The sequence below is a fragment of the Flavihumibacter sp. genome (assembly GCF_036676075.1).
In the GTDB taxonomy this organism is placed as follows: domain Bacteria; phylum Bacteroidota; class Bacteroidia; order Chitinophagales; family Chitinophagaceae; genus Flavihumibacter.
Window position 1 is genome coordinate 1,302,478 of sequence record NZ_JAKFDQ010000007.1, and the last position, 24,289, is coordinate 1,326,766.

Consider the following 24,289-nt stretch of genomic DNA (forward strand, 5'->3'; position numbering starts at 1 on the left):
ATCTTGACCGCAATCATGCCGGGATAGACGACCAGGAAGCGCCACAGGCCTTGCACTGGTAGCGTGTAGAGAGGGAAACAACGGAGCCATTGATAAGCTTGTTTTTCAACTGAGCCCAAAATCCTACAGGGTTCACCACGTGGGTTATTTTTTCCAGCGCGGTTTGTCCGCAGGAGGGACAAGCCACATTATGCAGGTAGTTTTCATCGGCAGCATCCAATAACTGAAGGGCGCGGTCGGCCTCAGGAGAGGCCACCATCAATTTCATGCCACCGATGGCCGGACTCAACAACGGATCGATGGTAATCGTCATCTCGTCTTTCAGGTAACAGGAGATGCCCTGCTCTTTCAGCAGGTTCAGTTGCAGGTTGGCTGCAATATAATTGTCGTAAGATCTGACTTGCTGGAATTCCATTTTTAATGGAGAATCATGCGTTCAGCATCAGCGGCATAACGAGCATCAGGAGTTCTTCGTTCTCATCCCCTTCCATTGGTTTAATGATACCCGCCTTGGTAGGGGTGGAAAGTTCCATGCGAACTTCTTCACTATCGGCCGCATTCAGCATTTCAATCAGGAAACGTGCATTGAAAGCTATCTGAAGATCTTCCCCATCATACTGGCATTTCATGCGCTCATTACCCTCGAAGCTGAAGTCGATATCCTGTGCTGCCAGCTGCAGTTCGCTACCGGTAATGTTGAGTACTACCTGGTTGGTGCTCTTGTTACTGAAAACACTAACGCGGCGAAGGGCACCCTGGAAGTCGGCTTTGGTCACAACCATTTTATAAGGATTGTCGGCCGGGATCACCACCTTATAATCAGGGAAGCGAGCGTCTATGAGGCGGCAGCTCATCTGCGTGTTACCATGTGTAACGAAGAGATGGTTGCTATTATAACTGAGGGTGATGGTGTCATCATTATCAGGCAATGCACTTTTCAGGATGTTGAGTGGCTTCTTAGGAACGATAAAAGAATCGCTCTTGGGGCACTTCACATCGGTGCGCTTATAACGAACCAGGCGATGCGCATCGGTGGCAACAAACTGAAGGAAGTTTTTATCGAGTTCAAAATAAACACCAGTCATGGCAGGGCGCAGGTCATCACTGCTAACGGCAAAAAGTGATTTATTTATGCCGGTAACCAATGCACTACTGATCATTTCAAAGGAAGTAGTATCATCAGCTGCAGGCTCCTTCGGGAAGTTATCAGGGTTTTCGCCCATCACCTTATACTTTCCATTGTCGCTGGTGATCTCGATGCCGAAATTCTTGTCGATAGTAAAGGTCAGTGGCTGGTCAGCAATATTCTTCAGCGAATCGATCAGGATCTTTGCGGGAATACAAACACGTCCGCTCTCCTTCGCTTCTATGTCCATCTGAACCCGCATAACGGTTTCGAGGTCGGTGGCAACCACCGTCATTTTGTTCTTATCGATCTCAAAAAGAAAATCTTCCAGGATAGGCAAAACTGTATTGGCGTTGATAACACCACTGATCTGTTGCAGCTGCTTCAATAAGGCCGATGAGGAAACGATGAACTTCATAAAACGGGTTCTGATTTAATAGGGACGAAACTAAGGAAAATGAGGGAAATTGCTGAATGCAGATTCCACCAACAAAATAGGGTGTTTTCCACAAGATAATAAGCCGCAATTTTGTATGATGGCATTTAAGAAAACGCTGACTCCTGAAGAAGCGCTGCAGAAGGCGCGGCATTACTGCGCATACCAGGAGCGAAGTCACCAGGAAGTTAAGGAGAAACTTTATGGCTTCGGACTTCGGAAAGATGATGTGGAGGCGCTCCTCGTAAAACTTATTGAAGAAGATTATCTCAATGAGGAGCGCTTTGCTATTCAGTTTGCCGGGGGTAAGTTCAGGATGAAATCATGGGGAAGGAACCGTATCAAGAGCGAGCTCAAGCTTCGACAGGTAAGTGATTATTGTATAAAGAAGGCCTTGAAGGAGATCAGTGAAGATGATTATGCCTCCGCGCTTGAAAAGCTTTCCGTATCAAAATGGGAGAACCTTGTGGAAGAAGAGCATATGTCGAGGATTAAGAAAACACAGGACTATTTGTTGTACAAAGGATATGAATGGGAGATGGTGAGCCGGGTGATGAAAAGTCTGCAGGGCAAATAAGGGCAATAAATTAATTTCGGGTATGTCCACGCTAACGATAACGACTATCCAGGCCGATCTTGCCTGGGAAGATAAGGCAGCTAACCTTGCGAGGTTTGAGGAGAAGATATATGGAGTGAATGAGAAAATGGAGGTAGTGGTATTGCCGGAGATGTTTTCAACAGGTTTTTCGATGAAACCCAGGGAGTTGGCAGAATCCATGGAAGGTAAAACCGTTGGCTGGATGAAGAAGGTAGCGGCCGGCAAAAAGATCATCCTTACCGGCAGCCTGATCATTGAGGAGGATGGTCATTATTATAACCGGCTGGTGTGGATGTTGCCGAATGGGCAATATGGCTATTATGATAAACGACATCGTTTTGCTTTTGCCGGGGAGGATAAGCACTTCAGTCAGGGCAACCGGAGACTTATAGCTTCCGTAAAGGGATGGAAGATCAACCTGCAGGTCTGCTATGATCTGCGGTTCCCGGTTTGGGCCCGGCAGCAAATGAACAGCACCCATATGCCACGATTAAAAGGGGATCAGTTGGTAGAGGAAGGAAATGGTCAGGGGGTGGTGGAGTATGATCTTATGATCAATGTGGCCAACTGGCCTGAGCGACGAAGTCACGCGTGGAAGACATTGCTGACAGCCCGAGCCATTGAGAACCAATGTTACGTAGTGGGACTGAACAGGGTGGGCGAAGATGGCAATGGCATCTACCACAGCGGCGACAGTATGGTGGTTGACCCCATGGGTGAAGTACTGTATCAGAAATCACATGAGGAGCATATCCATACAATTACGCTTTCGCGCCAGCAGCTTGATGAAACCCGGACTAAACTTCCTTTCCTGCAGGATGCGGATGCATTCATCATTCAAAACGAAGAACAACCATGAGTCTCCATAGCATCCGATATTTTAATGGCAATATTTTCACCGGCGATAGCTGGCATAATGAACTGGTCATCACCACCCATTATGACCGGATAGTTTCAGTTGCCGGGCACGGAGAGGCTGCTGCGGAAAAAGATCTGCAGGGCAATAGCCTGGTACCCGCATTCATAGACCTGCAGCTTTATGGTGGTAACGGCATGTTGTTCGGTGAGCACCCCTCTGTGGAATCGTTGCAGGCAACTGTAGATTATTCAAGAGCCGGCGGCGCCAAACTCATATTACCAACTGTTGCCACCAACAGTAATGAGATTGTATTTGCAGCCATTGATGCCGTTCGTGAATATTGGAGCCGCGGTGGAGTGGGGGTGGCTGGATTGCATTTGGAAGGACCCTTCCTGAACCCGGCAAAATGTGGTGCACATGATATAAATAAAATGCAGGAACCCACGGTGAGCAATATCCGAACCATTACAGAATATGGAAGAGGCATCATTAGGTTTATGACCATTGCACCTGAATTATTTTCTGATGAGGGCCTGGAAATTTTAAAGGAAGCAGAGATCATTATTTCTGCCGGTCACAGTAATGCCAGCTATGGAGAAGCGATGGCTGCATTTGAGAAAGGGGTAAGCACCTGCACCCATTTGTTCAATGCCATGTCCGCCCTCCAGCACCGCGCACCCGGATTGGTGGGCGCCATCCTTGATCATTCGCGGGTGATGAGTAGTATTGTTACTGACGGATATCATGTAGATCCTGTAGCGATCAGGCTTGCAAAGAAAATTATGGGCGACAGGTTATTCATCATAACGGATGCTGTAACCGAAAATCCGGAAGGGCATTATCGTCATCGTCTTGATGGCAACAGGTATGTTATGCCAGATGGAACATTGTCGGGTTCTGCGCTCACTATGACCAGTGCTGTAAATTATTGTATTGAGAAGGTTGGCATTGATGCCTCGGAAGCATTGAGGATGGCATCGCTGTATCCGGCAAAAGTATTGGGAATGGATAAAGAATGGGGAAGGATCGCGCCGGGTTACCGCGCTGATGCATTATTTATATTGTAGTGCTTTGCTGAGAGAGGATTGAAGAATCATTTGCCTCACACGCTCCACTTTTGGATCGCGGTTCTGCAGAATAGTTTCGCGTGTTGGCTTAACAAGAATATCAGGCATTACTCCCCCGCCACTATTAACCGCATCTTTATTAATCACCAGCCGGAACCTGGGTAAACGGAAGCGGATGCCAGTTTCCGGAAGAGTTACATCCGGAATAAACCATGCTGTATTTCCGTAGGCACCACCCCCCGTTTCTTCACCGATCAGCTTTACATTAGACTGTCCCTTCAATGATCCGGCAAACAATGCAGCAGCTGAAAAAGAATTAGGACCAGTTAACACATATACGTTGCCGTTAAAATGATCCTTTTTTCTTGGCTTAAAAACATGGCGTTCAAAATAGCCGAAATGATATTTGCCATCTGCTCTTTTCCTGGTGATGACACTCATGAATATACCGGTGATGGCATTATAACGGATATGGTTACCGTATTTACTTCTTTTGTTGATTGCATAGAGTGAATCTCCTACCCGGAATGGTTTATTGATAAGCATTCGTGTAAGGAAGTTGGAGTGGTTCACATTTCCACCACCATTGCTACGAATATCAACTACAAGGTGCCGGATATTCCGACGGTTGAGTTCCCTGAAACTCTCTTTGAAGAAAGGTTTGAATTTATGCCGGCCATTAAAAGTGTTAACGGTCATATAACCTGTGGACAGACCGGTATCGATCTGCATGGATCGGGCATAATAGAGTCTTTCCTCACGGCGTTCGCGTTTCTTAAGCTTTTCTTTGATGGCAGGCAGCACAGGCTTTTTGGTAGTATCCTTTTTAGGTGGCTCCACTAGCCGGATGCTGGTATACTGTTGCTGACCCAAGCTGTCAATATAGCCCATGCTGTATTCTTTTTTCCAGCCCTGGACCAGTCTGAGCCATCCCCCAAAAGCGCCGCGGTTACTGAGCGTCTGGTCGAGGTAACTTTTATTATAACCATCAATGGAGAGGTGCTGCTGCAAGCTGTCTACAATTTGCAGGAAAGGCTGTCCGTCAAATTCGGTGAGGATGGTGCCACGAGGTAATTTGACATTACTGCGCTGCAGGGTATTATTAAGCAATACCGTATCGTCGAGAATTTTGATGGAAATAGGAAAAAGGGGAAGGCGTGCGGTATCGAGCCATTTAAGGTATTGACGGGAGTAACGGGTGCTTGTATGTCCGCAGCGAATTTTTGCGATCACATAAGTGAGCACTGCTCTGAATTGTGGTTCCGTCATTGAGTCTTTCAGCTGGCTTTTCCCCCAGTTGAAATAATATTCCATACTGTCGGCGGGCGTATGCCAGCTCACACTGGGATGAGATTCATTGAGGATGTTTCGGAAGAGGGTATAATCGCGTTCAAGCGCTTCCACCGGGTACTTCTGTTCTGGTGAAAACGCAGGTCGCAAGGTTCCGCATCCGGCGCAACATAAGGTCAATAAAATCAAGCAGGAAAAAACTTCCGCCAGGCCGATCCTTCTCATCAACATGTTATAAAGATAATAGCTACTGTTCTTTAAATGCATTCCATCCCTGCGCTGTTATCTTAAACTTGTTACCGCCTTTTGTTAAAATATGCGAGCCGGCTTCTGCTTCGGTCATGTATCCGATAACGCTGATCTGTTCATTCAGCACCAACTTATCATATTCAGATTGCGGGAGGGTGAATAGCAGTTCATAGTCTTCACCACCACTGAGTGCACAGGCCGTGGGATCAAGGCCAAATTTAAAAGCCGCCTGCCGCGCGTCTTCATGGATGGGGATCTTTTCTTCATAGAGCATACAACCGAGTCCGCTTTGTGTGCAGATATGGAGAATGTCGGAGCTCAGCCCATCGCTGATATCCATCATGGCAGTTGGTTTGATCTCTTTGTCGGTGAAGAAGGCAATGATATCACGACGAGCCTCGGGTTTCAGGAGGCGCCCCACGATATAATCTTCATTTTCGAGGTCGGGTTGGATCTGTGGGTTTTCGAGCCAGATCTTTTTTTCGCGTTCCAGCAAGGTGAGCCCCAGGAAGGAACCTCCCAGGAAGCCTGAAACGCAGATCAGGTCGCCTTTCTGAGCGGTGGATCTCTTCACAAACTGTTCTGGAACAACTTCACCAAGGGCGGTAACGCTGATAACAAATCCGCCTCTTGATGTGCAGGTATCACCACCAACAAGGTCTACCCCATATTTTTCACAGGCTGCATAAACTCCATCATAGAATTCGTCGAGTGCCTCCACGCTGAACTTATTGCTAACGGCGATACTCATGGTCACCTGTGTGGGATGGGCGTTCATGGCGTAGATATCACTCAGGTTCACCACGATACTTTTATAGCCGAGGTGTTTGAGGGGTGTGTACATGAGATCGAAATGCACCCCTTCCACCAGCATATCGGTGGTTATGACGGTTTGCTTGCCATAGTGGTCGATCACGGCGGCGTCATCACCCACGCCGAGGATGGAGCTGGCATTCTGGAATTCAATATTCTTTGTGAGATGATCGATGAGTCCGAATTCACCGAGAGAGGATATTTCTGTGCGTTGTTCCATGGTTTTGTTTTTTAGAGGCGGTCGTTTATCCAGTCGAGCATTTCGTCGTGGATCTTTCCATTGGTAGCCAGGAGATGAGGCTGATATGGAGAATAGTGTTTGCCCGTAAAATCGGTCACTTTACCACCAGCTTCTTCCACCATCAGGAATCCTGCGGCGCTATCCCAGGCCTGCAGTTTATGTTCATAGAATCCATCAAATCTTCCGGCTGCCACCCAGCAGAGGTCAATGGCTGCAGAGCCCAGTCGGCGTACCGGCACACCCTTGCGTATGAATCGCTCAAAGCACTGGAGCGGGCCATTAGGCAAATCGAGATAGGTATAAGGAAAGCCGGTGACGAGGCAGCTTTTAATCACTTCATCCATGCTGCTAACATGAATAGGTTTCCCATTTAGGGTGGCGCCTTTACCGCGTTCGGCGAGGTAAAACTCATTGAACAGTGGGTTGTATACTGCACCCATGATCATCTGTCCATCTTTTTCCAGCCCTATACTTACACAGCAAATGGGAATGCCATGGGCAAAATTCACAGTACCGTCAATAGGATCGATGATCCATTTATAGTTGGAACCGCTGGGCAGTTCACCACTCTCTTCTGTGAGGAGATAATGATCGGGGAAGGCTTCGCGGATAGTTTCAATGATTGTTTTTTCGGCAGCATGGTCGGCTTCCGTTACGAGGTTATTGATGCCCTCTTTATTGGAAATAATAAGATCTTTATTGCTGAAGAATTTTTCCAGAACAGCCGCGCCAGCCCTGGTGGCTTTAATAAGAGTTTCCTGTAACATCGGGCAAAGCTAAGTAGCTCAGGCGAAATAAAATTTCCAATAATTTCGTATATGCAGCTTTCCGTCATCATTGTTAATTATAATGTCTGCTTTTTCCTGGAGCAGTGCCTCGCTACGGTAGAAGCTGCAGGTGAGGCGGTGGAGATGGAAGTGATTGTGGTTGACAATGCCTCTACCGATGGTAGTATGGAATACCTGCCTGCAAAATTTCCCCACGTCCATTTCATTAGTAATGCCAATAACCAGGGCTTTGCGAAAGCCAATAACCAGGCCTTGCAGATAGCGCGTGGACAATACCTGCTGCTCCTGAATCCGGACACGCTGGTTACAGAGAAGGCCTTCAGAACGAGTATTGCTTTTTTTGAGAGTCACCCCGATGCGGGGTGTATCGGTATGCGGATGTTTGATGGCAGGGGTCATTTTCTTCCTGAGTCAAAGCGGGGATTTCCCACCAGCATGAATGCTTTTTTCAGGCTAAGCGGACTATCAACTATCTTCCCGCAGAGCAGTATTTTTTCGGGTTATTACCAGGGGCATCTTTCTCCTGAAACAGTACAGGAGGTGGAAGTGCTTGCCGGGGCTTATATGATGTTGCGGCGCGAGGTATTTGAAAAGGTCGGTCCGCTTGATGAGCGCTTCTTCATGTATGGAGAAGACATTGACTGGAGCTACCGCATCCTGAAAGGTGGATATATAAATTATTACCTTCCCAACCCGGGCATTATTCATTTCAAGGGAGAAAGCAGTAGTAAGGACCCTTCTTATATCCGGCATTTTTATCGTGCGATGCAACTATTTGTTGAGAAGCATTATGGCAGGCATTCACGCTTATGGCAACTGATGTTGCAGCAGGCGATAAATATGCGGATGCTGATGGCCCGCGCCGGAATTCATAAGGGGCTTTGGAAAAAAGGGGCGGGAAGAAAGATCAGAGAGGAAGCTATGCAGTGGACGCTGGTGGGAGATGCGGACAGTATTAAAGAAGTGTTGGATGGCTTACCTGAGGGTACTGTGAAAGCAGCATTGCCTGTTCCCGGTGATCAGCGGCCTTCCGTGGATGGGCTTCAGCAACAAGGCGCCTATGGATTGGTGCTATGCGTGGGTATGCGCTTTCCAATGTCGGCAGCGTTAGATTATCTCCGTCGCTTATCAGGAGGGATGCCTGTTCGGTTTCATTGTTTGGGCACTGGCAGTATGGTGGGAAGTGATGACAGGAACAGCAGCGGCCATGCCATTGGATTAAAAATGGAACCGGCCGTATAACCAATTTGAGAATATTGGCATCGGTTTAAGTACTTTTGTCATTCACCCAAAAAGAGCGAAAAACGAGTAATGACGCTGATTGAGATTACCCTGCCTAAAACGATTGCGAAGGCACTTCATCTTCCGGCCAGTTCACCAAGGCGCCAGCAGTTGAAGGTGCTGAAGAAATTGTTGAAGAAGGCCAAATTAACCGAATTCGGTCAGCACTACCGGTTTGACGAGATCCTCATGAGTAAGCATATCGGGAAAAGATTCCAGCAGCTCGTTCCCACACATGATTATAACGCCATTTACAAGCAATGGTGGAACAAGACCCTGGAAGGTAAGCGCGATGTTTGCTGGCCAGGTAAGATCAAATACTATGCGCTTTCTTCAGGCACTTCGGAAAGTGCGAGTAAATATATTCCGGTTACAGAAGACCTCCTGAGCGGTAACCGTATGGTTATGATCAAGCAGTTATTTTCTCTTCGTCATTATGATGATATCCCTTTTGCCAATTTAAGGAAGGGCTGGCTGATGCTGGGAGGTAGCACCGAGCTACAGCAGGGTAAGGGTTATTATGCGGGCGACCTCAGTGGTATCACCGCCAAGAAAGTGCCCTTCTGGTTCACCCCGTTTTATAAGCCGGGAAAGAAGATCGCCAAGATGAGCGACTGGAATGATAAGATAGAAGAGATCGTGGAACAGGCACCTAACTGGGACATAAGTTTTGTTGTGGGTGTACCGGCATGGATCCAGATGTGCATGGAGAAGATCGTTGAGCGTTATAAGCTGGCCACAATCCATGATATATGGCCCAATCTTTCTTTTTTTGTACATGGTGGTGTTTCTTTTGAACCCTATAAGAAGGGATTTGAGAAATTGCTTGCAAAGCCACTCACTTATATTGAGACCTATCTGGCTTCTGAAGGATTCATTGCTTACCAGGAAAGGCAGAATGCAAAGGGTATGAAACTTTCCATCAATGATCATATTTTTTTTGAATTCGTTCCTTTTGATGACAAGAATTTTGATTCTGATGGAAACCTGGTAGAGAATCCAACAACTTATATGATCCATGAAGTGGAAGAGGGTCGTGATTATGCGATATTACTCAGCACTTCGGCCGGAGCATGGCGTTACCTGATTGGTGATACTGTTCGCTTTGTGGATGTTGAAAGATGTGAGATCGTGATAACAGGAAGAACAAAACATTTCCTCAGCCTTGTTGGCGAACATCTAAGTGTTGACAATATGAGTAAGGCATTGCAACTCGCAACTGAGGAGCTTAATGTTTCTATCCCTGAGTTCACAGTGGCAGGCGTTCCCCATGGAAGTTTTTTCGCCCATCACTGGTATGTTGCTTCTGATGACCATGTTGATGCAGCATTATTGCGTAATAAGATCGACCAGCACCTCAAAGAACTCAATGATGATTATGCAGTGGAGCGCGCCAGTGCATTAAAAGAAGTATACCTCGATGTGCTGCCCGAGCAGACCTTCATGGATTTTTTAGAGTCAAAGGGAAAGATAGGCGGTCAGCATAAATTTCCACGGGTGCTGAAAGGAAATATGCTGCAGGACTGGAAAGCTTTTCTCTCCAAAACCACCATATCATGATCACTATACGCCAGGCAACAATTGATGATATTCCAACAGTTGCGCACCTGTTTGATAAATACCGTCAGTGGTATAAACAGGAAGCAAACCTGGAGGGTGCAATTGATTTTTTACAATCGCGTACTGAAAATGGCGAGTCCGTAATTCTGGTTGCGATGGAAGAGGGCGAGCAGATAGGGTTCACACAGCTCTATCCTATATTTTCTTCTGTATCCATGAGTAAGGCATGGTTGCTGAACGATCTGTTCGTGATTGAATCACAGCGGGGAAAGGGTGTTGCTACAAAACTGCTGGAGGCAGCAAAGAATGTTGGTATCAATACAGAATCAAAATGGCTGATGCTGCAAACAAGTGACTGGAACAGTGAAGCCCAGGCGCTGTATGAAAATAATGGATGGGTTAGGGAGTCTGATTTTTTTTATCGGTTTGACCTGCCTCAGAAACCGCAATAATCTAAATAATCTATTTTAGAACCATCCCCTTTTCCGGAACAGCCATAGCATGTAAACAGGAATAAGCAGCATGAGCAATACCGCGATATAGAATCCATAGTCGTTATGGAGGTATGGTATCTTGTCGAAGTTCATTCCGAAAATTCCCCCGATAACAGTGGCTGGCGCCAGCACACAGGTTACAATCGCCATTACTTTCATCACTTCATTCATGCGCAGGTTTACATTGTTAATGTGAAGGTCCTGCATGGTGACCATGATATCACGATAGTTATCAACAAGGTCCTGGGCCTGCATGATATGATCGTAAACATCTTTGAAGTATTTAGTAGTACGATCATCAAGCAGATCGCTTTCACTGCGGATGATACCACTTACGAGATCGCGTACCGGAATGATATTACGCCTGAGAACAATCAGTTCCTTGCGGAGTGAACTGATCCTTGCCAATGATCTGCTATTGCTATTATGGATCACCTGCTCTTCGAGCTCTTCAATGCGGTCGCCCAGTTTTTCCATCACCGAGAAATAATTATCCACGATCAGGTCGAGCATACTGTAACAGAGGTAATCGGCAGAACGCTGGCGGATTTTTGAGCTGGCAAGTTTTAATTTTTCACGAAGCGGATTGAATACATCGCGTGAGGCATCTTCCTGGAAAGAGATAACAAAATCCTTTCCCAGTACAATACTGATCTGCTCCTGTTCCACTGTGCCAGCCTTATCATTAAAATAAAGCATATTCAAAAGGCAGAACAGAACACCTTCCACCTCATCCATTTTGGGACGCTGGTTGATGCTTAGAATATCTTCAATGAGAAGCGGGTGAATTTCATAATGGAGACAAACCGATTCAACGTCTGCTTTGCGAAGCCCGTCAACATTGATCCAACTGATTCTATTACTGTGACGAAAACGATAACAGGGTTCAACAGCATTGAACTCGTGTTCTTCAAAATGCGTGGCGTCAAAATCATACACATAGGCCCTTACTTCGCGGGCTTCTTCGCGGTGGGGGATGATGGTGGGATTAACATGCAGGATCTCTTTGGTTCGGGTGGTTCCAAATAAGGTATTGAGGCCGAGCCTTCGCAGATACCGTTTAGTTGGTTTGGTAATAACTTCTTCTATAGTTTCCCTGATCATGGGATGAATTTACAAATTATGCTGTTGCTGTATCAGCATAAAGTTCGGTGGTTGGTTGGTATGGTTTATTTTTACGGCTACGAAGGGATATGACAGAAGCATTTATCAAAGGACTTGCACTGGGCTGTATACTTGCCTTGTCTGTGGGCCCCGTCATTTTTACCATTATAAAACAAAGCCTTAATAATGGGAAAGAGGGGGGCATCAGTTTTGTTGCGGGCGTATGGGTGAGTGATATATTACTGGTATTTATCAGCAATGCATTTTCTGAGTGGGTAAAGGCGCTGCTCGAGTATAAACAGATGATAGGTTATATCGGTAGCTTCTTCCTGATAGGGATGGGATTATTTTATGTTTTTCTCAAGCGTGTGAAGTTGGCCACGGAGGCAGCGGGCATAGAACAACGATTCCGCAAGCGCGATATTGCCAGGATATTTACCTCGGGGTTCCTGATCAATACCCTCAACCCCAGTGTGATATTGTTCTGGCTGATCAATGCCACTGCTTTTGCGGTGACGCATACCTGGGCGCAAAGGCTGGTGATATTTTTTACCTGCATGGGTGTTAATATAGTGGCTGATATATTTAAAGTACTGATGGCGGGAAAGCTTCGCAAAAAGCTCACCCTGCACAATCTTTCGCTGGTGAATAAAATATCGGGACTGATACTGGTTGGCTTTGGTGTAGCACTTCTCTGGGGCGTAGCTTTTCTTTCTGACAAAGTAGGATAAACAGATCGGTTAAAACAAAACAATGAACAGAAAATTATTGATTGCATGGGTGATGATGAGCTGCACCCTCGTGTTGTTTTCACAGGAACCGGTTAAGGAGGGAAGCCTGGGAAAGATGGAAGATTTTATATCACTGAAAAGACCCAATGGCCGTCATGTGGGATCATATTTCAAGGGAAGCAAGATAGATTTTCAACATGTGAACGGACAGCGTATCAGCGGCTTCATTGAGAGCGTGAGAAATGATTCTGTATTTGTAAGGCAGTGGCAGGTGCAAACCTATATGACCTCATTGGGAACAACCCGTGTTGATACTGCGGGTTATTATATCCATAAATTACATTACCAGGAGATCTTCAGCATATTTCCCATGAAGAAAGAAAGCTTCCGCTATGTTCGTAATGGCAGCATCTTTATGATCGGGGCAGGAGGTTATGCTTTGTTGAATATAATTAATGGAGCCTATCTGGATGAACCTATTGATGACCCTGCCAACCTGCGTTCACTCGGAACCGCAGTAGGTGTTTTTGCCGGAGGGTTCATACTTAACCGGCTTTATAAAAGCAAACAGAGAAAGGGCAAACAGTATAAGATCGTGTATGTAAAAATGACCGACAAATAGGCGCTTTCATTTACTGCTGGTTTTTTTATCTTGCGCACTTCTAAACATCAGGATCCTACGTGAAAACAAAAGGCTTAATACCACGCAGCTGGCGATTTATAAAAAGATTATTGCTCTTCCTCTTCATCTGGCAATTCTTCTATATCATCGTGCTCAAATGGATCGACCCGCCACTGACGATCACCCAGATCGGCAACTGGTTTGGCGGGTATGGATTGAAGCGTGATTATGTTGATTACAATGAAATATCGAGACATGCAAAGCTGGCAGTGATCGCTTCTGAAGATCAGAAGTTCCCGGTGCACGCGGGGTTCGACTGGAAGCAGATCGAAAAGGCCCTCGACCATAATGAACGCCGTCCCAACAAGATCCGCGGCGGCAGCACCATCAGCCAGCAGACTGCCAAGAATGTTTTTCTCTGGCAGGGAAGAAGCTGGATAAGGAAGGCAATGGAAACCTATTTTACTTTCATGATAGAAAAAATATGGGGCAAGCGAAGAATCCTGGAAGTGTATCTCAATGTGATCGAGATGGGTCCCGGTGTGTTTGGCATTGAAGCAGCAGCGCAATCCTATTATAAGAAATCAGCGGAATCATTAAATCGCTCAGAGGCTTCGAGGATAGCAGCCTGTCTTCCTAATCCCAAGAAATTTTGTGTGAAGCCCGCTACTCCTTATGTTACTGCGCGCGGATTGGCAATCATGCGCAATATGAGCAATTTGTCTACTGACCCCGGCATTAAATCAGTAATAGACTGATCATTCAACTTTGAGCTTAACCGAAGCGCTGTTCTGGCTATACAATAGCGGCAGCACGGTGCCAACGCCGATCTTGGCGCGATAAAAACCCGGTGCAAGTGAAACGGAATCATTGCTATTGCCTGACCATTTTCCTTCCTTATGGGTGAACCGGAGCGGGAGACGGGCAATCATACTATCCTTTCCAAATATGTCAAGCACAACTTCCAGAGGCCTTGTTCCGGTAAGCAGTGAATCGGCACTACTGGTGGGGAATATAGAAAAATTGAATGGGGTGAGTTTGCCATCTGTTATACTTAGATCATCTGAAATAGCCTGGAAGCGTAACCAGGAATTGCTTTGAAAGGAGGGGATGGCTTTTCCGTAAGTGAGACCCTTTCTTGTTTCAATAGGAGTAGCATCAGGAAGTCTTTCCAGCAGCCGGTCCACAGTATAGACAGTTTTTCCCTGCCATTCTTTTTCGATAGGCCAGAAATTATAATTGTTACGCCTGTAGCGCGTTGTATTTAATCCGAAGCTGGTATCGCCTGTGTAGAACCAGTATTTGCTGGGTCGCTGGTAGCTGTTCAGAAATACCACGGGGAGTTCACCTGATTTTTCTTTTATGGTGGTGGCCCAGGAAGGATTACCATGCATCTCATCTTTGAATACAGTCGTAAGTGGTTCTATATCTGTAATCATATAGAGCCTTACCAATATAACCAGGGCAAGAGCCGGAGGCATAAGTTTATAAACCCAACGTGCATGTTTAGCCGAATCAGTAAGCCAGGCATGGGAGATGATGAGGAGTGGAACAAGTGCCGGAACGGTCCAGTTAGCTTCCACGCGGCCTTTTAAAGTACTGAGCAGAAAAAATCCATAGATACCCCAGAGACTGAATTGTAGTGCCCTTGCGAACAGGTCTTTAGAACGAAATTGCCCGGCTGCATAAAGCAGAAGCCATCCGATAAGGGGCCCAGCAAGAAGAACTTGTCCGGTCAGATAATCGAGGCTGAAGGCGAACCTGTATTCGGGTGCATTTCTTTCTTTGAGGTGGTACATCACCGAGGGGAAATCATGCAGGTATTGCCACCACAGGTGAGGGGAGAAAAGCAGTGCCCCAACCGCGGCAGCCACCCAGGCCTTCCACTGCAGAAAGAGTTTTGGGTTACTCAGGAAAGTAAAGAATATAATAAGGACGCCATGGTATTTGCTATAAAGCATCAGCGCCATGATCAATCCAAGAAGCAGTGCATTGATAAGTGATGCCACTGATAGAAAGCGCCGGTACTGCCAGAAGAACAGCGCCGTGAAAAAAGTGAGGGGTATATCCGGAACGGCGAGTATTCCGCCAATTTGGAGCACGCCCATTGAGAAGGCGATGGTATAGAAAAGTTTCTGCTGGTTCTTCAGCAGCATTTGTTGTATGAGGAAAAGGGTGGCGGTATTCATGAGTGCCATGAATAAACGAACCCCCAGCTCGTTAGGGAAAAGCGCATAACCGGCCCTGATAAGGATGGCGATCATGGGAGGGTGATCAAAATATCCCCAATCAGGATAACGGGAGAAAACCCAGTAATAGGCCTCATCATCCAGCAGTTCGGTGCCATAGGATTGAAGCAGGTTGAGCAGGATCCATGAAGTATAGAACCATGTTTTTGGATGCTGCCTGATGGAATGCCGTATATCTTGTAGCATGTTGAAGATGATGTGCAGCAAAAGTAGGGTGCAAACTCAAATAAGAATGCGATTCACTGCAGCAATACCATTGGCGATACGATCGTGGTTGATTCCGCCAACTATATCCCAGGGAGTGTTTTGGTTCACCATCATATCGAGGTACATGTAAAAAAGCTTCTGACGCGTTTCCTCACTAGGGTATTCACGAAGTGCATCGCGGGTCCAGGGCAGGTCAGTATTCGCGAGCAGATAACCATCATACTGACGTTCCGCGATCTGGTCGAGGATAAAGGAGTGACATTTCCCAAAAACAAATTCGGACCAAACCTTCATCACCATCATGTCTGTATCAACAAAAAGAATCGCCTCTTTGCTGGTATCACCAGAATCATCCAATGCAGTCTGTAACGCCCGGGTATGCTCGTCTTCCAGTGCCAGCTGGCCTTTGGCGATGGTGAGCAAATCATCATAGGAATAGTCCATGCCATTCTCCATCAGATATTCACGGGCATATTCAGGGCACCAGTCCGTAAGGTAGCTTTCCGCAAAATGGTCCGCAAGGGCTTTGCAGAGTGAGCTTTTACCGGTTGACTCCGGCCCTATGATCACGATTTTTTTAATCATTTCGGAAAAATGAACATGAGATAGACGTGTTGGGTAAAATTGAGAAAATCTCTAAGAACTATTGTCATAGAAATTCAATTTTAAACGGATGATGATTGATCATAAATGATCATGCCACCTGTTGTGCTTTCTTTCGCCATGAGATCAATCCCGCTACTGCGAGAATCAGCAATACCAAAAACTGGAAGCTGGTGAAAACATATCCTTTGACAAAGTAAAGTGGGATAGAGGCGATATTGGTAACGATCCACCAATGCCAGCTCTCCACTTTTTTGCGTGCCATAAGCCACATGCCTGTATAGGCGCTTGCGCTGGCAAGTGCATCGGCCCATGGAATGGCTTCAGGTGCAAATGCTTTCTTGAGCCAGCTCAGTGCCAGGAATATGCCGGCATAGAAAACTGCGAAGAAGAGGCCTTGTTGAAGCAGTTCTTTTTTTGAAGAGAAGGTTATATGTAAAACATGTTCCTTCTGTTCATTTCTTTTGGCCCAGAGGACCCAGCCATAGAAGCTCATGATTGTGTAATAGAGATTCACGCTGGCTTCCCCATAAAGCTGGCCTTTGATGCTCAGATATATATAGATGATGGTGTTGATGAGGCCAACCGGGTAAACAAGGATGTTTTCCTTCCTGCTGAACCAAACACTGGCGATGCCGGCGATCACTGCGATGAATTCGAGCCAGCCTGTTTGCTGGAGTCCGTCAATAAATTGTTGCCAAATGGAAAGGATCATTCTTAAAAATGCAACAGAAAATTTAGATTGCCGGAAATTGTTTCCATGAAGATCGCTGTACTTGGGGCCGGGATGGTTGGAAGGACCATTGCCCTCGACCTTTCTGCCCGTCACGATGTGACCTCTTTTGACCTCTCTCCTGTAAATCTGCACCGGTTGCAGGAAAGGAACAAGGATATCAAAACAGCTATTGCTGATCTCTCTGCATTTAGCGGTTATAGCGATTGGCTTTCACCTTTTGAACTGGTAGTGCTGGCAGTGCCGGGGTTCATGGGCTACCGGGCGCTGGAGGCGGTGATAGAGTGTGGTAAGAATGTTGTAGATATTTCCTTTTTCCCCGAGGATGCCTTGCAGCTCGACCTTCTTGCAAAGAAAAGGGGTGTAACAGCCATCACCGATTGTGGCGTGGCACCCGGCATGAGTAATTTTATCATTGGCAGGTACAATGAAATGATAGAGATAGATCGGTTTGAGTGTTATGTGGGCGGACTGCCAAAAACCAGGCGTAAGCCATTTGAGTACAAGGCACCCTTTTCGCCAATTGATGTTATTGAAGAGTATACAAGGCCTGCGAGGTTAAAAGAGAACGGCCATATAGTGGTGAGACCGGCGCTGTCGGAAAGGAGCTATATGGATTTCGGAGAGATAGGAACACTGGAAGCATTCAATACAGATGGTTTGAGAAGCCTGCTGTTCACGATGCCGCATATTCCCAACCTGAAAGAACAGACGCTTCGCTATCCCGGCCATGTAGAGCTTATTATTGCACTGCAACAGGGCGGATTCTTTGATGAATCGCCCATTGATATCAACGGTGTGAGTTTGCGACCGATAGATTTTTCGTCGAAGATCCTTTTCAGGGAGTGGAAACTTGGCGAGGAAGAAGAAGAGTTCACCATTATGCGGGTGATTGTTGAGGGAATGAAAGGCGGTAAGCTGGAAAGGGTTGAGTATAATATGCTGGACCGTTATGATGCTGCTACCAAAACCTCTTCTATGAGCAGAACCACGGGATATACCTGTACAGCGGCGGTGGAGCTGGTAGCCGGAGGATTATTTGTTGAGAAGGGCGTATTTCCGCCCGAGCTGGTGGGTAAGCAGGAGACCTGTTTTGATTTTGTGCTTGACTACCTGAAGCAGCGGGGTGTGATGTGGACTAAGTCGTGAGGATGGATTATCTTTAATGCCCCGCCCGAAAAATTTTTATCAATTAAATCAATACTATGATTCGTAATGCAACTGCCGTTTGGAACGGCACAGGAAAAGAAGGTGATGGTCATCTCACAACGCAAAGTGGTGTTTTGAGTGAAACACAATATTCATTCAGTTCACGTTTTGAAAGTGGAATAGGCACTAATCCGGAAGAGTTGGTAGCAGCAGCACACTCGGGCTGTTTTACCATGAAGCTCAGCTTTGTAATTGGCGAAGCGGGATTTACGCCGCAGAAGCTTGAAACAAAATGTGAGATCACTTTTGAGAATGGCGCAGTAACAAAATCACATCTGACAGTTCAGGGTAAAGTACCTGGAATGAGCAAAGAGCAGTTTGATGCGGCGGTGAAGAATGCTGAAGAGAACTGTCCCATTTCCAAGCTGTTGAATACAGCTATCAGTTCGGAAGCAACACTGTTGTAATAATTTTTGTGCCGGTCTTCATTCAAAGATAACCCTGAGGGCCATGGCCGATAATGCCAACGCAATCAGCACTCCAATGATGGTAAGCCATTTCGGGTGTTGGTAGCCGTTGGCATTTTTATATTTATGGGCTGCTATGAGCAGTATGAGTAATGAAACGGGGAGAATGAATCCGTTGATGGTACCTGCTATCACCAGCACCTTAACGGGCTTTCCTGCCAGCAGGAAGATGATTGTACTGGCGGTGATAAAAATGGCTACCAGGGTACGATGATTTTTTTGTAGCCAAGGGCTCCATGTTTTAAGGAAGGAGATGGAAGTATAGGCAGAGCCGATCACGGAAGTTATTGCAGCACTCCACATAACGATACCGAATAGCCGATATCCCGTATTACCAGCAGCCTGCCTGAAAACATCTGCTGCGGGGTTGGAGGCGTCAAGGATAATTCCTTTTGACACTACGCCTAAAGCAGCCAGGAAGAGGATGATCCGCATGGCAGATGCTGCAAGTATACCTCTTGTTGCGGCGCTGCTTACTGCTGCTACTTTATTCTCTTCGGGGATATTTTCTTCCAGTAGACGGTGAGCGCCGGCAAAGCAGATATATCCACCTACGGTTCCACCCACTATAGTGATGATAGCGGTGAAGCTGGTAGTTTCTGGTAGAAAGCTATGGTGAAGCGCCTGGGCATAGGGAGGTGCAGCAACAAGGGCAACATAAAGCGTGAGGGCTATCATAAGGAATCCGATCACCTGCACAAAGCGGTCCATGATGCGGGATGCATTGGTACTGGTGAGCAGAAGAATAGAAATGACAGCACTGAGTACAGCTCCAATGCGGGTATCCATTCCTGTTATTACCTCAAGCCCCAGTCCTGTACCGGCGATATTACCAACATTGAATGCGAGGCCACCGAAAATAATCAAAGCTGTCAAAAGCTTTCCCATGCCGGGAATAACCGACTCAGCAATTTCCTGTGCGGGTTTATTGGCCATAGTGATGATGCGCCAAACATTGAGTTGTACGCCAATATCAAGAACTATCGATACCAGTATCACGAATCCGAAACTGCTGAGAAGCTGTTGGGTAAAAACAGTTGTTTGTGTGAGGAAACCCGGACCAATAGCCGAAGTAGCCATCAGCATTGCCGCGCCCCAGAAGACGCCTGATCTTTTCCGGCTGTTCATCATGCGGGCGGTTGGATGCTTATTGATGCTGATTCCATCGCCTGGTGGAGAGCACGTGCGAATTCGGGCGCATGGGCGCCGTCACCGTGAATGCAGATGGTATCGGCTTTGAGGTGGATGAGGGTATGGTCGATTGTTGTCACTTCCTGTTGTGTCACTAGCTGGAGTGCCTGGGCAGTGGCTTTGGCGGTTTCTGTGATCATGGCATTGTGCATGGTACGCGGCGTTAGCAATCCTTCCTTAGTATAAGTGCGGTCGGCAAAAACTTCTGCAGCAACCCGAAGCCCGGCTTTTTCGGCGGTAGCATTCAGTACGCTTCCCGAGAGGCCATAAAGAATAAGGGAGGGATTGAAATCACGGATGGCGGTTGTTATTACTTTTGAGAGCTCCGCGTCTGTTGCAGCCTGGTTATAAAGAGCGCCATGTGGTTTTACGTGGTGAAGCGGAATAGATTCTGAATGGCAGATAGCGGCGAGTGCACCAAGCTGGTAAAGCAGTATGGCATAGAGCTCTCTTGCCGGGAGCTGCATATTGCGGCGACCAAAATGTTCACGATCATCCCAGGAGGGATGGGCGCCGATGGCAACGCCGTGTTTTTTTGCCAGCCTCACAACTTCCAGCATCGTTATGGCATTGCCGGCATGGAAACCACAGGCAATATTGACGGAACTGATAAAGGGAAGGATGGCGGCCTCATTACCTGTTCCCTCGCCGAGGTCGCAATTGATATCAATAGAAGTGTTACTCATGCGAAATGCATTTCATAGTCTTTCTGAAGGGTGCGAAAATTTGCTTCCCTTTCAAGAAGAATTCGTTCAGCTTCGTTGAGGGAGATGCATTTGAACTGCAGGCGGCTCCCTGCTCCATGCTGAGCAAGGAGTGGTATATCAGCACCGATAACCTGAACGATGCAGGGATAGCCACCAGTGGTTTGAGCGTCGGCCATGAGGATCAGTAATTGTCCGTCGGGACTCACCTGCATGGTTCCCGGAACCACCGCGGCAGAGATCAGTTCTGTGTGGAACATATTCTGAAGAGCGGCCCCGTTGAACCGGTAACCCATGCGGTTACTCATCCCCGTTAATTCAAAACTATCAGACTCCAACAGTATACGGGCAGCAGGGGTGAAAGAGGAATAATGGTGCCCGGTAAAGAAACGGATGGTATTGATGGAATAATCAGGTATAACGTTACCCGATAAGCGAAGATGTGAATGCTGTGCGGGTTCAGAAAGCTGGCGGATGATCTTTTCGCCTACTTCTGTTTTCATCACAGCAACCGGCAACATATCACCCGGGCGGAGTGGGCGGCCTTCTATTCCACCAAAGCCGGCAACGAGGTTGGTATTCCTGCTTCCAAGAACCGGGATTGTCCTGATGCCCCCATGGATGGCTATATAAGCGATGCCGCCGCCAGCAGGAATAAGCCGGAGCGTTTCACCCGCGGGCAGCATAAGTGGCTGCCAGAAAGGGAGAGGCTGCTCACCTGCGAAGGCGTTGAAACCCCTTCCCCCCAGGGCAATGAGCTGGCTTTTGGTACTACTCATGCTGAAGGCGCCTGCCAGAACCTCCACCAGGGTTGCGTCAACAGGATTGGCAACCAACATATTGGTAAGCCTTGCAGCGCTACTGTCCATGACTCCGCCATGGCTGACGCCGAAATTCCGGTAGCCGAATCGGCCCAGGTCCTGCAAGGTGGCAATGCCAGACTTAACTATCCTCATATTGGTTCAGGTAGTTGAAAGTGCTCCTGTCGATCCTGCTGAAACGAACGCGGTCGCCTGCTTTCAGCAGACAGGGATCATTATCATTGATATCAAAAAGTTTGATAGGTGTTCTTCCGATGATATTCCAGCCACCGGGGGAAGTGAATGGATAAATACCGGTTTGTTGCCCGGCGATACCTACAGATCCGGCCGGCACCATTAGCGATGGTGTTGCTTTCCTTGGGGTATCGAGCGCGGGAGGCAGGATGCCCATATAAGGAAATCCGGGGGTGAAACCTACCATGAAAACATAGAAGGTCTGGTTGGTATGCATGCTGATTACCGTTTCGGGATCGATGCCATGATAGGCAGCAAGCGTGTCGAGATCAAAGGCAAAGGGCATTTCATAGCAAACCGGAATTAGCTGCTCCCGACTGGCGACAGTGATGGTGGCAGATGTTTTAGCATCAGGTATATCATTTCCCAGCCAGGAGGCTTTTTTATGAAGCCACTCACTGATATAATTTATAGGTGACTGCTTTACATTTTCAAAAACAGTATAGGGATCAAAGAAAATGGTAAGCGTGTGAAAGGCTATAGAAACTTCCCTGAATCCGGGGAATGGATCGTCCTTGATATGTTGCATAAGTTGCAGCAACTCACGGTGCCGGTTAATGGCAATTTCTTCACCATACTGCAGGGTGATGGCAGATTCGGAAAGGGGGTATAGTGAGAGTTGGTTCAATGGGGAAGGTGATAGGCAATGGGCAATAGTGAATAGATTGGGTTACGGGGAATTAAGGTACAAAAGAAAATGGAGAGATGGAGGGATGGAGGGATGGAAGGGAACTACTTTAAAACGGCGATGGTTACGAGGAGCTGGCCGGTGTGGCGCATGGTGTGTTCGGCAATATGAAAGAGAAGTCCTATTACCGTGGAGGGGGATTGTTTTCTGCCTACGCCCCTTGGTTCGGTGAGCGACTCGGTGCTGAAGTTTGCAAGGGCTTTGAGGGTTGTGTCAAACTGTTTGTTCAAATCTGAAAGTAGCGTTGACAAGGTGATGGAGGGGTCAGACTTTCCTTCTGATTTCAGGAACTGCATCTGTTGGTCTGAGAGCTGGTTTCCTCCTGCATAGGTAAGCAAACGGTCATGCACACCTGCTATATGTTTCAGGTGAAAAGCTATTGAAGCTTTTCCTCCCGGCGTTTTCCAAAGTATATCATCCGGCAGGCCGGCGGTCATGGCATTGATCTCATCCTGCGCCTGAAGAAGTGCATGGGCTACAGGTTGAAGTAATGGGATGATATTTTCAACCGGTCCGCGTAGCCAGCGTTCGGGTAAGTTCTGACTTTCCATAACTTAAAGATAAGTTGGAAAAATTAAGGTGGGGGGTGCCCGGCCTAAGTCTAAACCATGTGTGAAGTATGTGTGGTTCCTGTGTAAAACGGGCTGTTTTAGCATGGTTCACACATGAACGGCACTTGTATTGTACAAAGAGAAAGCCACCCCGGGGGTGGCCATCCACTTTATAATCATTCACGCATAAGTACTTCTCTCTATTCCCTATTGCCTATTGCCTGCTCTCATTCCGCCTCTGCAACCACTTCCTTCACTTCAGGGATCATGCGCTTCATCATGCCTTCGATACCGGCCTTGAGCGTGATCATACTGGAAGGGCATCCACTGCAGCTACCCATGAGCATCAGGTTTACAACACCATCATTATAGCTCTTGAACTGGATTGCACCACCGTCCATTTCAACTGCCGGTTTAACATAGTTCTCGAGTAATTCCTTGATACGCTTTACCACATCATCATCATCGGCCAGCACTTCATTGCTGCCCTGCGGCTTCATATTGGCAATTTCTTCTTCGTTCACAACAGCCTTTCCCTCTTCAAGATAATCTTTGAGGAACTGGCGGATGGAAGGGATCACATCATTCCATTCTGTTTCACTTGTTTTGGTAAGCGTCACGAAATTGCTGGCAATGAATACACTCCTGATGAAGGGGAAACCAAACAACTCTGTTGCCAGGGGTGAAGGTTTAGCGCTTTCCATATCGGGGAGGTCGATGCTTTTACCTGGATAGAGAAGCTTGTTGGCAACAAACTTCATGGTCTCCGGGTTAGGCGTCATTTCTGTATAGATACTGATAACAGGATTTCCGGTCTTAATCATAATTCATCTGATTTACATGCAAAAATAACGATTCGCAGCAGCTAATGTTTGTGAATTAAGGAAAACTTAGTGGTTACAGTCCCCCTCATGGCAATGATTGGCTATTCTGCAGAGCCTGAAATTGCGATAATGGGCATAAACGATAAGTATGACCGCCGGAACCAGGAACCAGAGCTGGAGCTCATGCCAGGTTTGTTTGGCGAGCAGTAAAAGTATGCCCAGGGCGAAGAGAATTGAGGGTGCCAGCCGGTGATGGTGTTTTTTGTAACCATGATAGAGCGAATGGCTGCCCACGGCGAATGCCAGCACGATCATCATGTATTCAAAAGCCAGGTTATCTATGATATTGATGCCAAAAACAGGCAGGCTGGATAGCACCAAAGGCAGTACCGCGCAGTGAATGGCGCAGGCCAGAGAGGCGGTTATTCCAAGGGCGTCCCAATTGATTTTAAATGACATGAGGAGTGCAAAAATAATAAGATGCAACTTTGTTGCAAAATATTTCTTCTTTTGCTGGGTATTGGAACTAAATCGCCCCGTCGGGTGTAA

At 47.0% G+C, this 24,289-nt stretch carries 27 protein-coding genes; 11 read left to right on the plus strand and 16 right to left on the minus strand.

Going from position 1 to position 24,289, the window contains the following annotated elements:
* Nucleotides 1-13: 13 nt before the first annotated feature.
* Nucleotides 14-415, minus strand: coding sequence for a putative signal transducing protein (locus tag V6M43_RS08435; RefSeq protein WP_332734255.1), 402 nt, complete (start codon nucleotides 413-415; stop codon nucleotides 14-16).
* Nucleotides 416-428: 13 nt separating this feature from the next.
* The gene (dnaN, locus tag V6M43_RS08440; RefSeq protein WP_332734257.1) at nucleotides 429-1,544 is read right to left on the minus strand and encodes a DNA polymerase III subunit beta; all 1,116 of its coding nucleotides are present in this window, start codon (nucleotides 1,542-1,544) and stop codon (nucleotides 429-431) included.
* Nucleotides 1,545-1,662: 118 nt separating this feature from the next.
* Between dnaN and V6M43_RS08445 the strand changes: the two genes are divergently transcribed.
* From V6M43_RS08445 to nagA, 3 genes are read left to right on the plus strand one after another with little or no spacing between them, the layout of a single operon-like run.
* Nucleotides 1,663-2,139: a regulatory protein RecX gene (locus tag V6M43_RS08445; RefSeq protein WP_332734259.1), complete on the plus strand. Its 477-nt coding sequence runs from the start codon at nucleotides 1,663-1,665 to the stop codon at nucleotides 2,137-2,139.
* Between the two features lie 22 nt (nucleotides 2,140-2,161).
* A complete protein-coding gene (locus tag V6M43_RS08450; protein ID WP_332734261.1) occupies nucleotides 2,162-3,019 on the plus strand; it encodes a nitrilase family protein in 858 nt (285 codons plus the stop codon).
* Nucleotides 3,016-4,086 carry an N-acetylglucosamine-6-phosphate deacetylase gene (gene nagA / locus V6M43_RS08455; protein ID WP_332734263.1) on the plus strand — a complete coding sequence of 357 codons (1,071 nt, stop codon included), beginning with the start codon at nucleotides 3,016-3,018 and terminating at the stop codon, nucleotides 4,084-4,086. The genes V6M43_RS08450 and nagA overlap by 4 nt, the downstream gene beginning before the upstream one ends.
* Here nagA and V6M43_RS08460 read toward each other — a convergent pair.
* The 3 genes from V6M43_RS08460 to V6M43_RS08470 are packed head-to-tail and all read right to left on the minus strand — an operon-like array spanning nucleotide 4,072 to nucleotide 7,446.
* Nucleotides 4,072-5,601 carry a S41 family peptidase gene (locus V6M43_RS08460; protein WP_332734265.1) on the minus strand — a complete coding sequence of 510 codons (1,530 nt, stop codon included), beginning with the start codon at nucleotides 5,599-5,601 and terminating at the stop codon, nucleotides 4,072-4,074. The two genes, nagA and V6M43_RS08460, sit on opposite strands and share 15 nt — an antisense overlap.
* 22 nt (nucleotides 5,602-5,623) lie before the next feature.
* Nucleotides 5,624-6,658, minus strand: coding sequence for a thiamine-phosphate kinase (gene thiL / locus V6M43_RS08465; RefSeq protein ID WP_332734267.1), 1,035 nt, complete (start codon nucleotides 6,656-6,658; stop codon nucleotides 5,624-5,626).
* 11 nt (nucleotides 6,659-6,669) lie between these two features.
* Complete coding sequence (locus tag V6M43_RS08470) at nucleotides 6,670-7,446, minus strand: inositol monophosphatase family protein (RefSeq protein ID WP_332734269.1); 777 nt, start codon at nucleotides 7,444-7,446, stop codon at nucleotides 6,670-6,672.
* Nucleotides 7,447-7,497: 51 nt separating this feature from the next.
* Here V6M43_RS08470 and V6M43_RS08475 point away from each other — a divergent pair, with 51 nt between their 5' ends.
* From V6M43_RS08475 to V6M43_RS08485, 3 genes are all read left to right on the plus strand, one after another.
* The gene (locus V6M43_RS08475; RefSeq protein ID WP_332734271.1) at nucleotides 7,498-8,709 is read left to right on the plus strand and encodes a glycosyltransferase family 2 protein; all 1,212 of its coding nucleotides are present in this window, start codon (nucleotides 7,498-7,500) and stop codon (nucleotides 8,707-8,709) included.
* A gap of 69 nt (nucleotides 8,710-8,778) precedes the next feature.
* Nucleotides 8,779-10,308, plus strand: a complete 1,530-nt coding sequence (locus V6M43_RS08480) for a GH3 family domain-containing protein (RefSeq protein WP_332734273.1) — start codon at nucleotides 8,779-8,781, stop codon at nucleotides 10,306-10,308.
* A complete protein-coding gene (locus V6M43_RS08485) occupies nucleotides 10,305-10,760 on the plus strand; it encodes a GNAT family N-acetyltransferase (RefSeq protein ID WP_332734274.1) in 456 nt (151 codons plus the stop codon). Before V6M43_RS08480 ends, V6M43_RS08485 begins: the two co-directional genes overlap by 4 nt.
* 15 nt (nucleotides 10,761-10,775) lie before the next feature.
* Here the strand turns inward: V6M43_RS08485 and corA are convergent, their stop codons facing one another.
* Complete coding sequence (gene corA, locus V6M43_RS08490; protein ID WP_332734276.1) at nucleotides 10,776-11,906, minus strand: magnesium/cobalt transporter CorA; 1,131 nt, start codon at nucleotides 11,904-11,906, stop codon at nucleotides 10,776-10,778.
* 89 nt (nucleotides 11,907-11,995) lie between these two features.
* On the opposite strand from corA, the gene V6M43_RS08495 reads away from it, so the two are divergent.
* From V6M43_RS08495 to mtgA, 3 genes are read left to right on the plus strand one after another with little or no spacing between them, the layout of a single operon-like run.
* Nucleotides 11,996-12,637, plus strand: a complete 642-nt coding sequence (locus tag V6M43_RS08495; protein ID WP_039130295.1) for a LysE family translocator — start codon at nucleotides 11,996-11,998, stop codon at nucleotides 12,635-12,637.
* 22 nt (nucleotides 12,638-12,659) lie between these two features.
* The gene (locus V6M43_RS08500) at nucleotides 12,660-13,259 is read left to right on the plus strand and encodes a hypothetical protein (RefSeq protein ID WP_332734279.1); all 600 of its coding nucleotides are present in this window, start codon (nucleotides 12,660-12,662) and stop codon (nucleotides 13,257-13,259) included.
* Between the two features lie 59 nt (nucleotides 13,260-13,318).
* Nucleotides 13,319-14,017: a monofunctional biosynthetic peptidoglycan transglycosylase gene (mtgA, locus tag V6M43_RS08505; RefSeq protein WP_332734281.1), complete on the plus strand. Its 699-nt coding sequence runs from the start codon at nucleotides 13,319-13,321 to the stop codon at nucleotides 14,015-14,017.
* Here the strand turns inward: mtgA and V6M43_RS08510 are convergent, their stop codons facing one another.
* From V6M43_RS08510 to pnuC, 3 genes are all read right to left on the minus strand, one after another.
* A complete protein-coding gene (locus V6M43_RS08510; protein ID WP_332734283.1) occupies nucleotides 14,018-15,694 on the minus strand; it encodes an ArnT family glycosyltransferase in 1,677 nt (558 codons plus the stop codon).
* A 36-nt stretch (nucleotides 15,695-15,730) separates the two neighbouring features.
* Nucleotides 15,731-16,300 (minus strand): AAA family ATPase, encoded by a 570-nt coding sequence (locus V6M43_RS08515; protein WP_332734285.1) that lies wholly within the window; start codon nucleotides 16,298-16,300, stop codon nucleotides 15,731-15,733.
* Nucleotides 16,301-16,409: 109 nt separating this feature from the next.
* Nucleotides 16,410-17,033, minus strand: coding sequence for a nicotinamide riboside transporter PnuC (gene pnuC, locus V6M43_RS08520; protein ID WP_332734287.1), 624 nt, complete (start codon nucleotides 17,031-17,033; stop codon nucleotides 16,410-16,412).
* Between the two features lie 45 nt (nucleotides 17,034-17,078).
* Here pnuC and V6M43_RS08525 point away from each other — a divergent pair, with 45 nt between their 5' ends.
* Both V6M43_RS08525 and V6M43_RS08530 read left to right on the plus strand, forming a co-directional pair.
* Nucleotides 17,079-18,200, plus strand: a complete 1,122-nt coding sequence (locus V6M43_RS08525; RefSeq protein ID WP_332734289.1) for a saccharopine dehydrogenase family protein — start codon at nucleotides 17,079-17,081, stop codon at nucleotides 18,198-18,200.
* Between the two features lie 56 nt (nucleotides 18,201-18,256).
* On the plus strand, nucleotides 18,257-18,667 hold the full coding sequence (locus tag V6M43_RS08530; protein WP_039130308.1) for an OsmC family protein: 411 nt from the start codon (nucleotides 18,257-18,259) through the stop codon (nucleotides 18,665-18,667).
* An 18-nt stretch (nucleotides 18,668-18,685) separates the two neighbouring features.
* Here V6M43_RS08530 and V6M43_RS08535 read toward each other — a convergent pair whose 3' ends face one another.
* The 7 genes from V6M43_RS08535 to V6M43_RS08565 form a co-directional block, all read right to left on the minus strand.
* The gene (locus V6M43_RS08535; protein WP_332734291.1) at nucleotides 18,686-19,855 is read right to left on the minus strand and encodes an NRAMP family divalent metal transporter; all 1,170 of its coding nucleotides are present in this window, start codon (nucleotides 19,853-19,855) and stop codon (nucleotides 18,686-18,688) included.
* The gene (locus V6M43_RS08540; RefSeq protein ID WP_332734293.1) at nucleotides 19,855-20,604 is read right to left on the minus strand and encodes a 5-oxoprolinase subunit PxpA; all 750 of its coding nucleotides are present in this window, start codon (nucleotides 20,602-20,604) and stop codon (nucleotides 19,855-19,857) included. Before V6M43_RS08540 ends, V6M43_RS08535 begins: the two co-directional genes overlap by 1 nt.
* Nucleotides 20,601-21,578 carry a biotin-dependent carboxyltransferase family protein gene (locus V6M43_RS08545; RefSeq protein WP_332734295.1) on the minus strand — a complete coding sequence of 326 codons (978 nt, stop codon included), beginning with the start codon at nucleotides 21,576-21,578 and terminating at the stop codon, nucleotides 20,601-20,603. The genes V6M43_RS08540 and V6M43_RS08545 overlap by 4 nt, the downstream gene beginning before the upstream one ends.
* Entirely contained in the window at nucleotides 21,565-22,305 is a 741-nt protein-coding gene (gene pxpB / locus V6M43_RS08550) for a 5-oxoprolinase subunit PxpB (RefSeq protein ID WP_332734296.1), read from the minus strand. The genes V6M43_RS08545 and pxpB overlap by 14 nt, the downstream gene beginning before the upstream one ends.
* A 104-nt stretch (nucleotides 22,306-22,409) precedes the next feature.
* Nucleotides 22,410-22,916, minus strand: coding sequence for a DinB family protein (locus V6M43_RS08555; protein ID WP_332734298.1), 507 nt, complete (start codon nucleotides 22,914-22,916; stop codon nucleotides 22,410-22,412).
* 227 nt (nucleotides 22,917-23,143) lie between these two features.
* Nucleotides 23,144-23,740, minus strand: a complete 597-nt coding sequence (locus V6M43_RS08560) for a NifU family protein (RefSeq protein ID WP_039130320.1) — start codon at nucleotides 23,738-23,740, stop codon at nucleotides 23,144-23,146.
* A gap of 66 nt (nucleotides 23,741-23,806) precedes the next feature.
* The gene (locus V6M43_RS08565) at nucleotides 23,807-24,199 is read right to left on the minus strand and encodes a MerC domain-containing protein (protein WP_332734301.1); all 393 of its coding nucleotides are present in this window, start codon (nucleotides 24,197-24,199) and stop codon (nucleotides 23,807-23,809) included.
* Nucleotides 24,200-24,289 lie beyond the last annotated feature (90 nt).

Coding starts and splice junctions, on each gene's coding strand:
- V6M43_RS08435 (WP_332734255.1), bottom strand. CDS start 415: ATGGAATTCCAGCAAGTCAGATCTTACGACAATTATATTGCAGCCAAC.
- dnaN (WP_332734257.1), bottom strand. CDS start 1,544: ATGAAGTTCATCGTTTCCTCATCGGCCTTATTGAAGCAGCTGCAACAG.
- V6M43_RS08445 (WP_332734259.1), top strand. CDS start 1,663: ATGGCATTTAAGAAAACGCTGACTCCTGAAGAAGCGCTGCAGAAGGCG.
- V6M43_RS08450 (WP_332734261.1), top strand. CDS start 2,162: ATGTCCACGCTAACGATAACGACTATCCAGGCCGATCTTGCCTGGGAA.
- nagA (WP_332734263.1), top strand. CDS start 3,016: ATGAGTCTCCATAGCATCCGATATTTTAATGGCAATATTTTCACCGGC.
- V6M43_RS08460 (WP_332734265.1), bottom strand. CDS start 5,601: ATGAGAAGGATCGGCCTGGCGGAAGTTTTTTCCTGCTTGATTTTATTG.
- thiL (WP_332734267.1), bottom strand. CDS start 6,658: ATGGAACAACGCACAGAAATATCCTCTCTCGGTGAATTCGGACTCATC.
- V6M43_RS08470 (WP_332734269.1), bottom strand. CDS start 7,446: ATGTTACAGGAAACTCTTATTAAAGCCACCAGGGCTGGCGCGGCTGTT.
- V6M43_RS08475 (WP_332734271.1), top strand. CDS start 7,498: ATGCAGCTTTCCGTCATCATTGTTAATTATAATGTCTGCTTTTTCCTG.
- V6M43_RS08480 (WP_332734273.1), top strand. CDS start 8,779: ATGACGCTGATTGAGATTACCCTGCCTAAAACGATTGCGAAGGCACTT.
- V6M43_RS08485 (WP_332734274.1), top strand. CDS start 10,305: ATGATCACTATACGCCAGGCAACAATTGATGATATTCCAACAGTTGCG.
- corA (WP_332734276.1), bottom strand. CDS start 11,906: ATGATCAGGGAAACTATAGAAGAAGTTATTACCAAACCAACTAAACGG.
- V6M43_RS08495 (WP_039130295.1), top strand. CDS start 11,996: ATGACAGAAGCATTTATCAAAGGACTTGCACTGGGCTGTATACTTGCC.
- V6M43_RS08500 (WP_332734279.1), top strand. CDS start 12,660: ATGAACAGAAAATTATTGATTGCATGGGTGATGATGAGCTGCACCCTC.
- V6M43_RS08510 (WP_332734283.1), bottom strand. CDS start 15,694: ATGCTACAAGATATACGGCATTCCATCAGGCAGCATCCAAAAACATGG.
- V6M43_RS08515 (WP_332734285.1), bottom strand. CDS start 16,300: ATGATTAAAAAAATCGTGATCATAGGGCCGGAGTCAACCGGTAAAAGC.
- pnuC (WP_332734287.1), bottom strand. CDS start 17,033: ATGATCCTTTCCATTTGGCAACAATTTATTGACGGACTCCAGCAAACA.
- V6M43_RS08525 (WP_332734289.1), top strand. CDS start 17,079: ATGAAGATCGCTGTACTTGGGGCCGGGATGGTTGGAAGGACCATTGCC.
- V6M43_RS08530 (WP_039130308.1), top strand. CDS start 18,257: ATGATTCGTAATGCAACTGCCGTTTGGAACGGCACAGGAAAAGAAGGT.
- V6M43_RS08535 (WP_332734291.1), bottom strand. CDS start 19,855: ATGAACAGCCGGAAAAGATCAGGCGTCTTCTGGGGCGCGGCAATGCTG.
- V6M43_RS08540 (WP_332734293.1), bottom strand. CDS start 20,604: ATGAGTAACACTTCTATTGATATCAATTGCGACCTCGGCGAGGGAACA.
- V6M43_RS08545 (WP_332734295.1), bottom strand. CDS start 21,578: ATGAGGATAGTTAAGTCTGGCATTGCCACCTTGCAGGACCTGGGCCGA.
- V6M43_RS08555 (WP_332734298.1), bottom strand. CDS start 22,916: ATGGAAAGTCAGAACTTACCCGAACGCTGGCTACGCGGACCGGTTGAA.
- V6M43_RS08560 (WP_039130320.1), bottom strand. CDS start 23,740: ATGATTAAGACCGGAAATCCTGTTATCAGTATCTATACAGAAATGACG.
- V6M43_RS08565 (WP_332734301.1), bottom strand. CDS start 24,199: ATGTCATTTAAAATCAATTGGGACGCCCTTGGAATAACCGCCTCTCTG.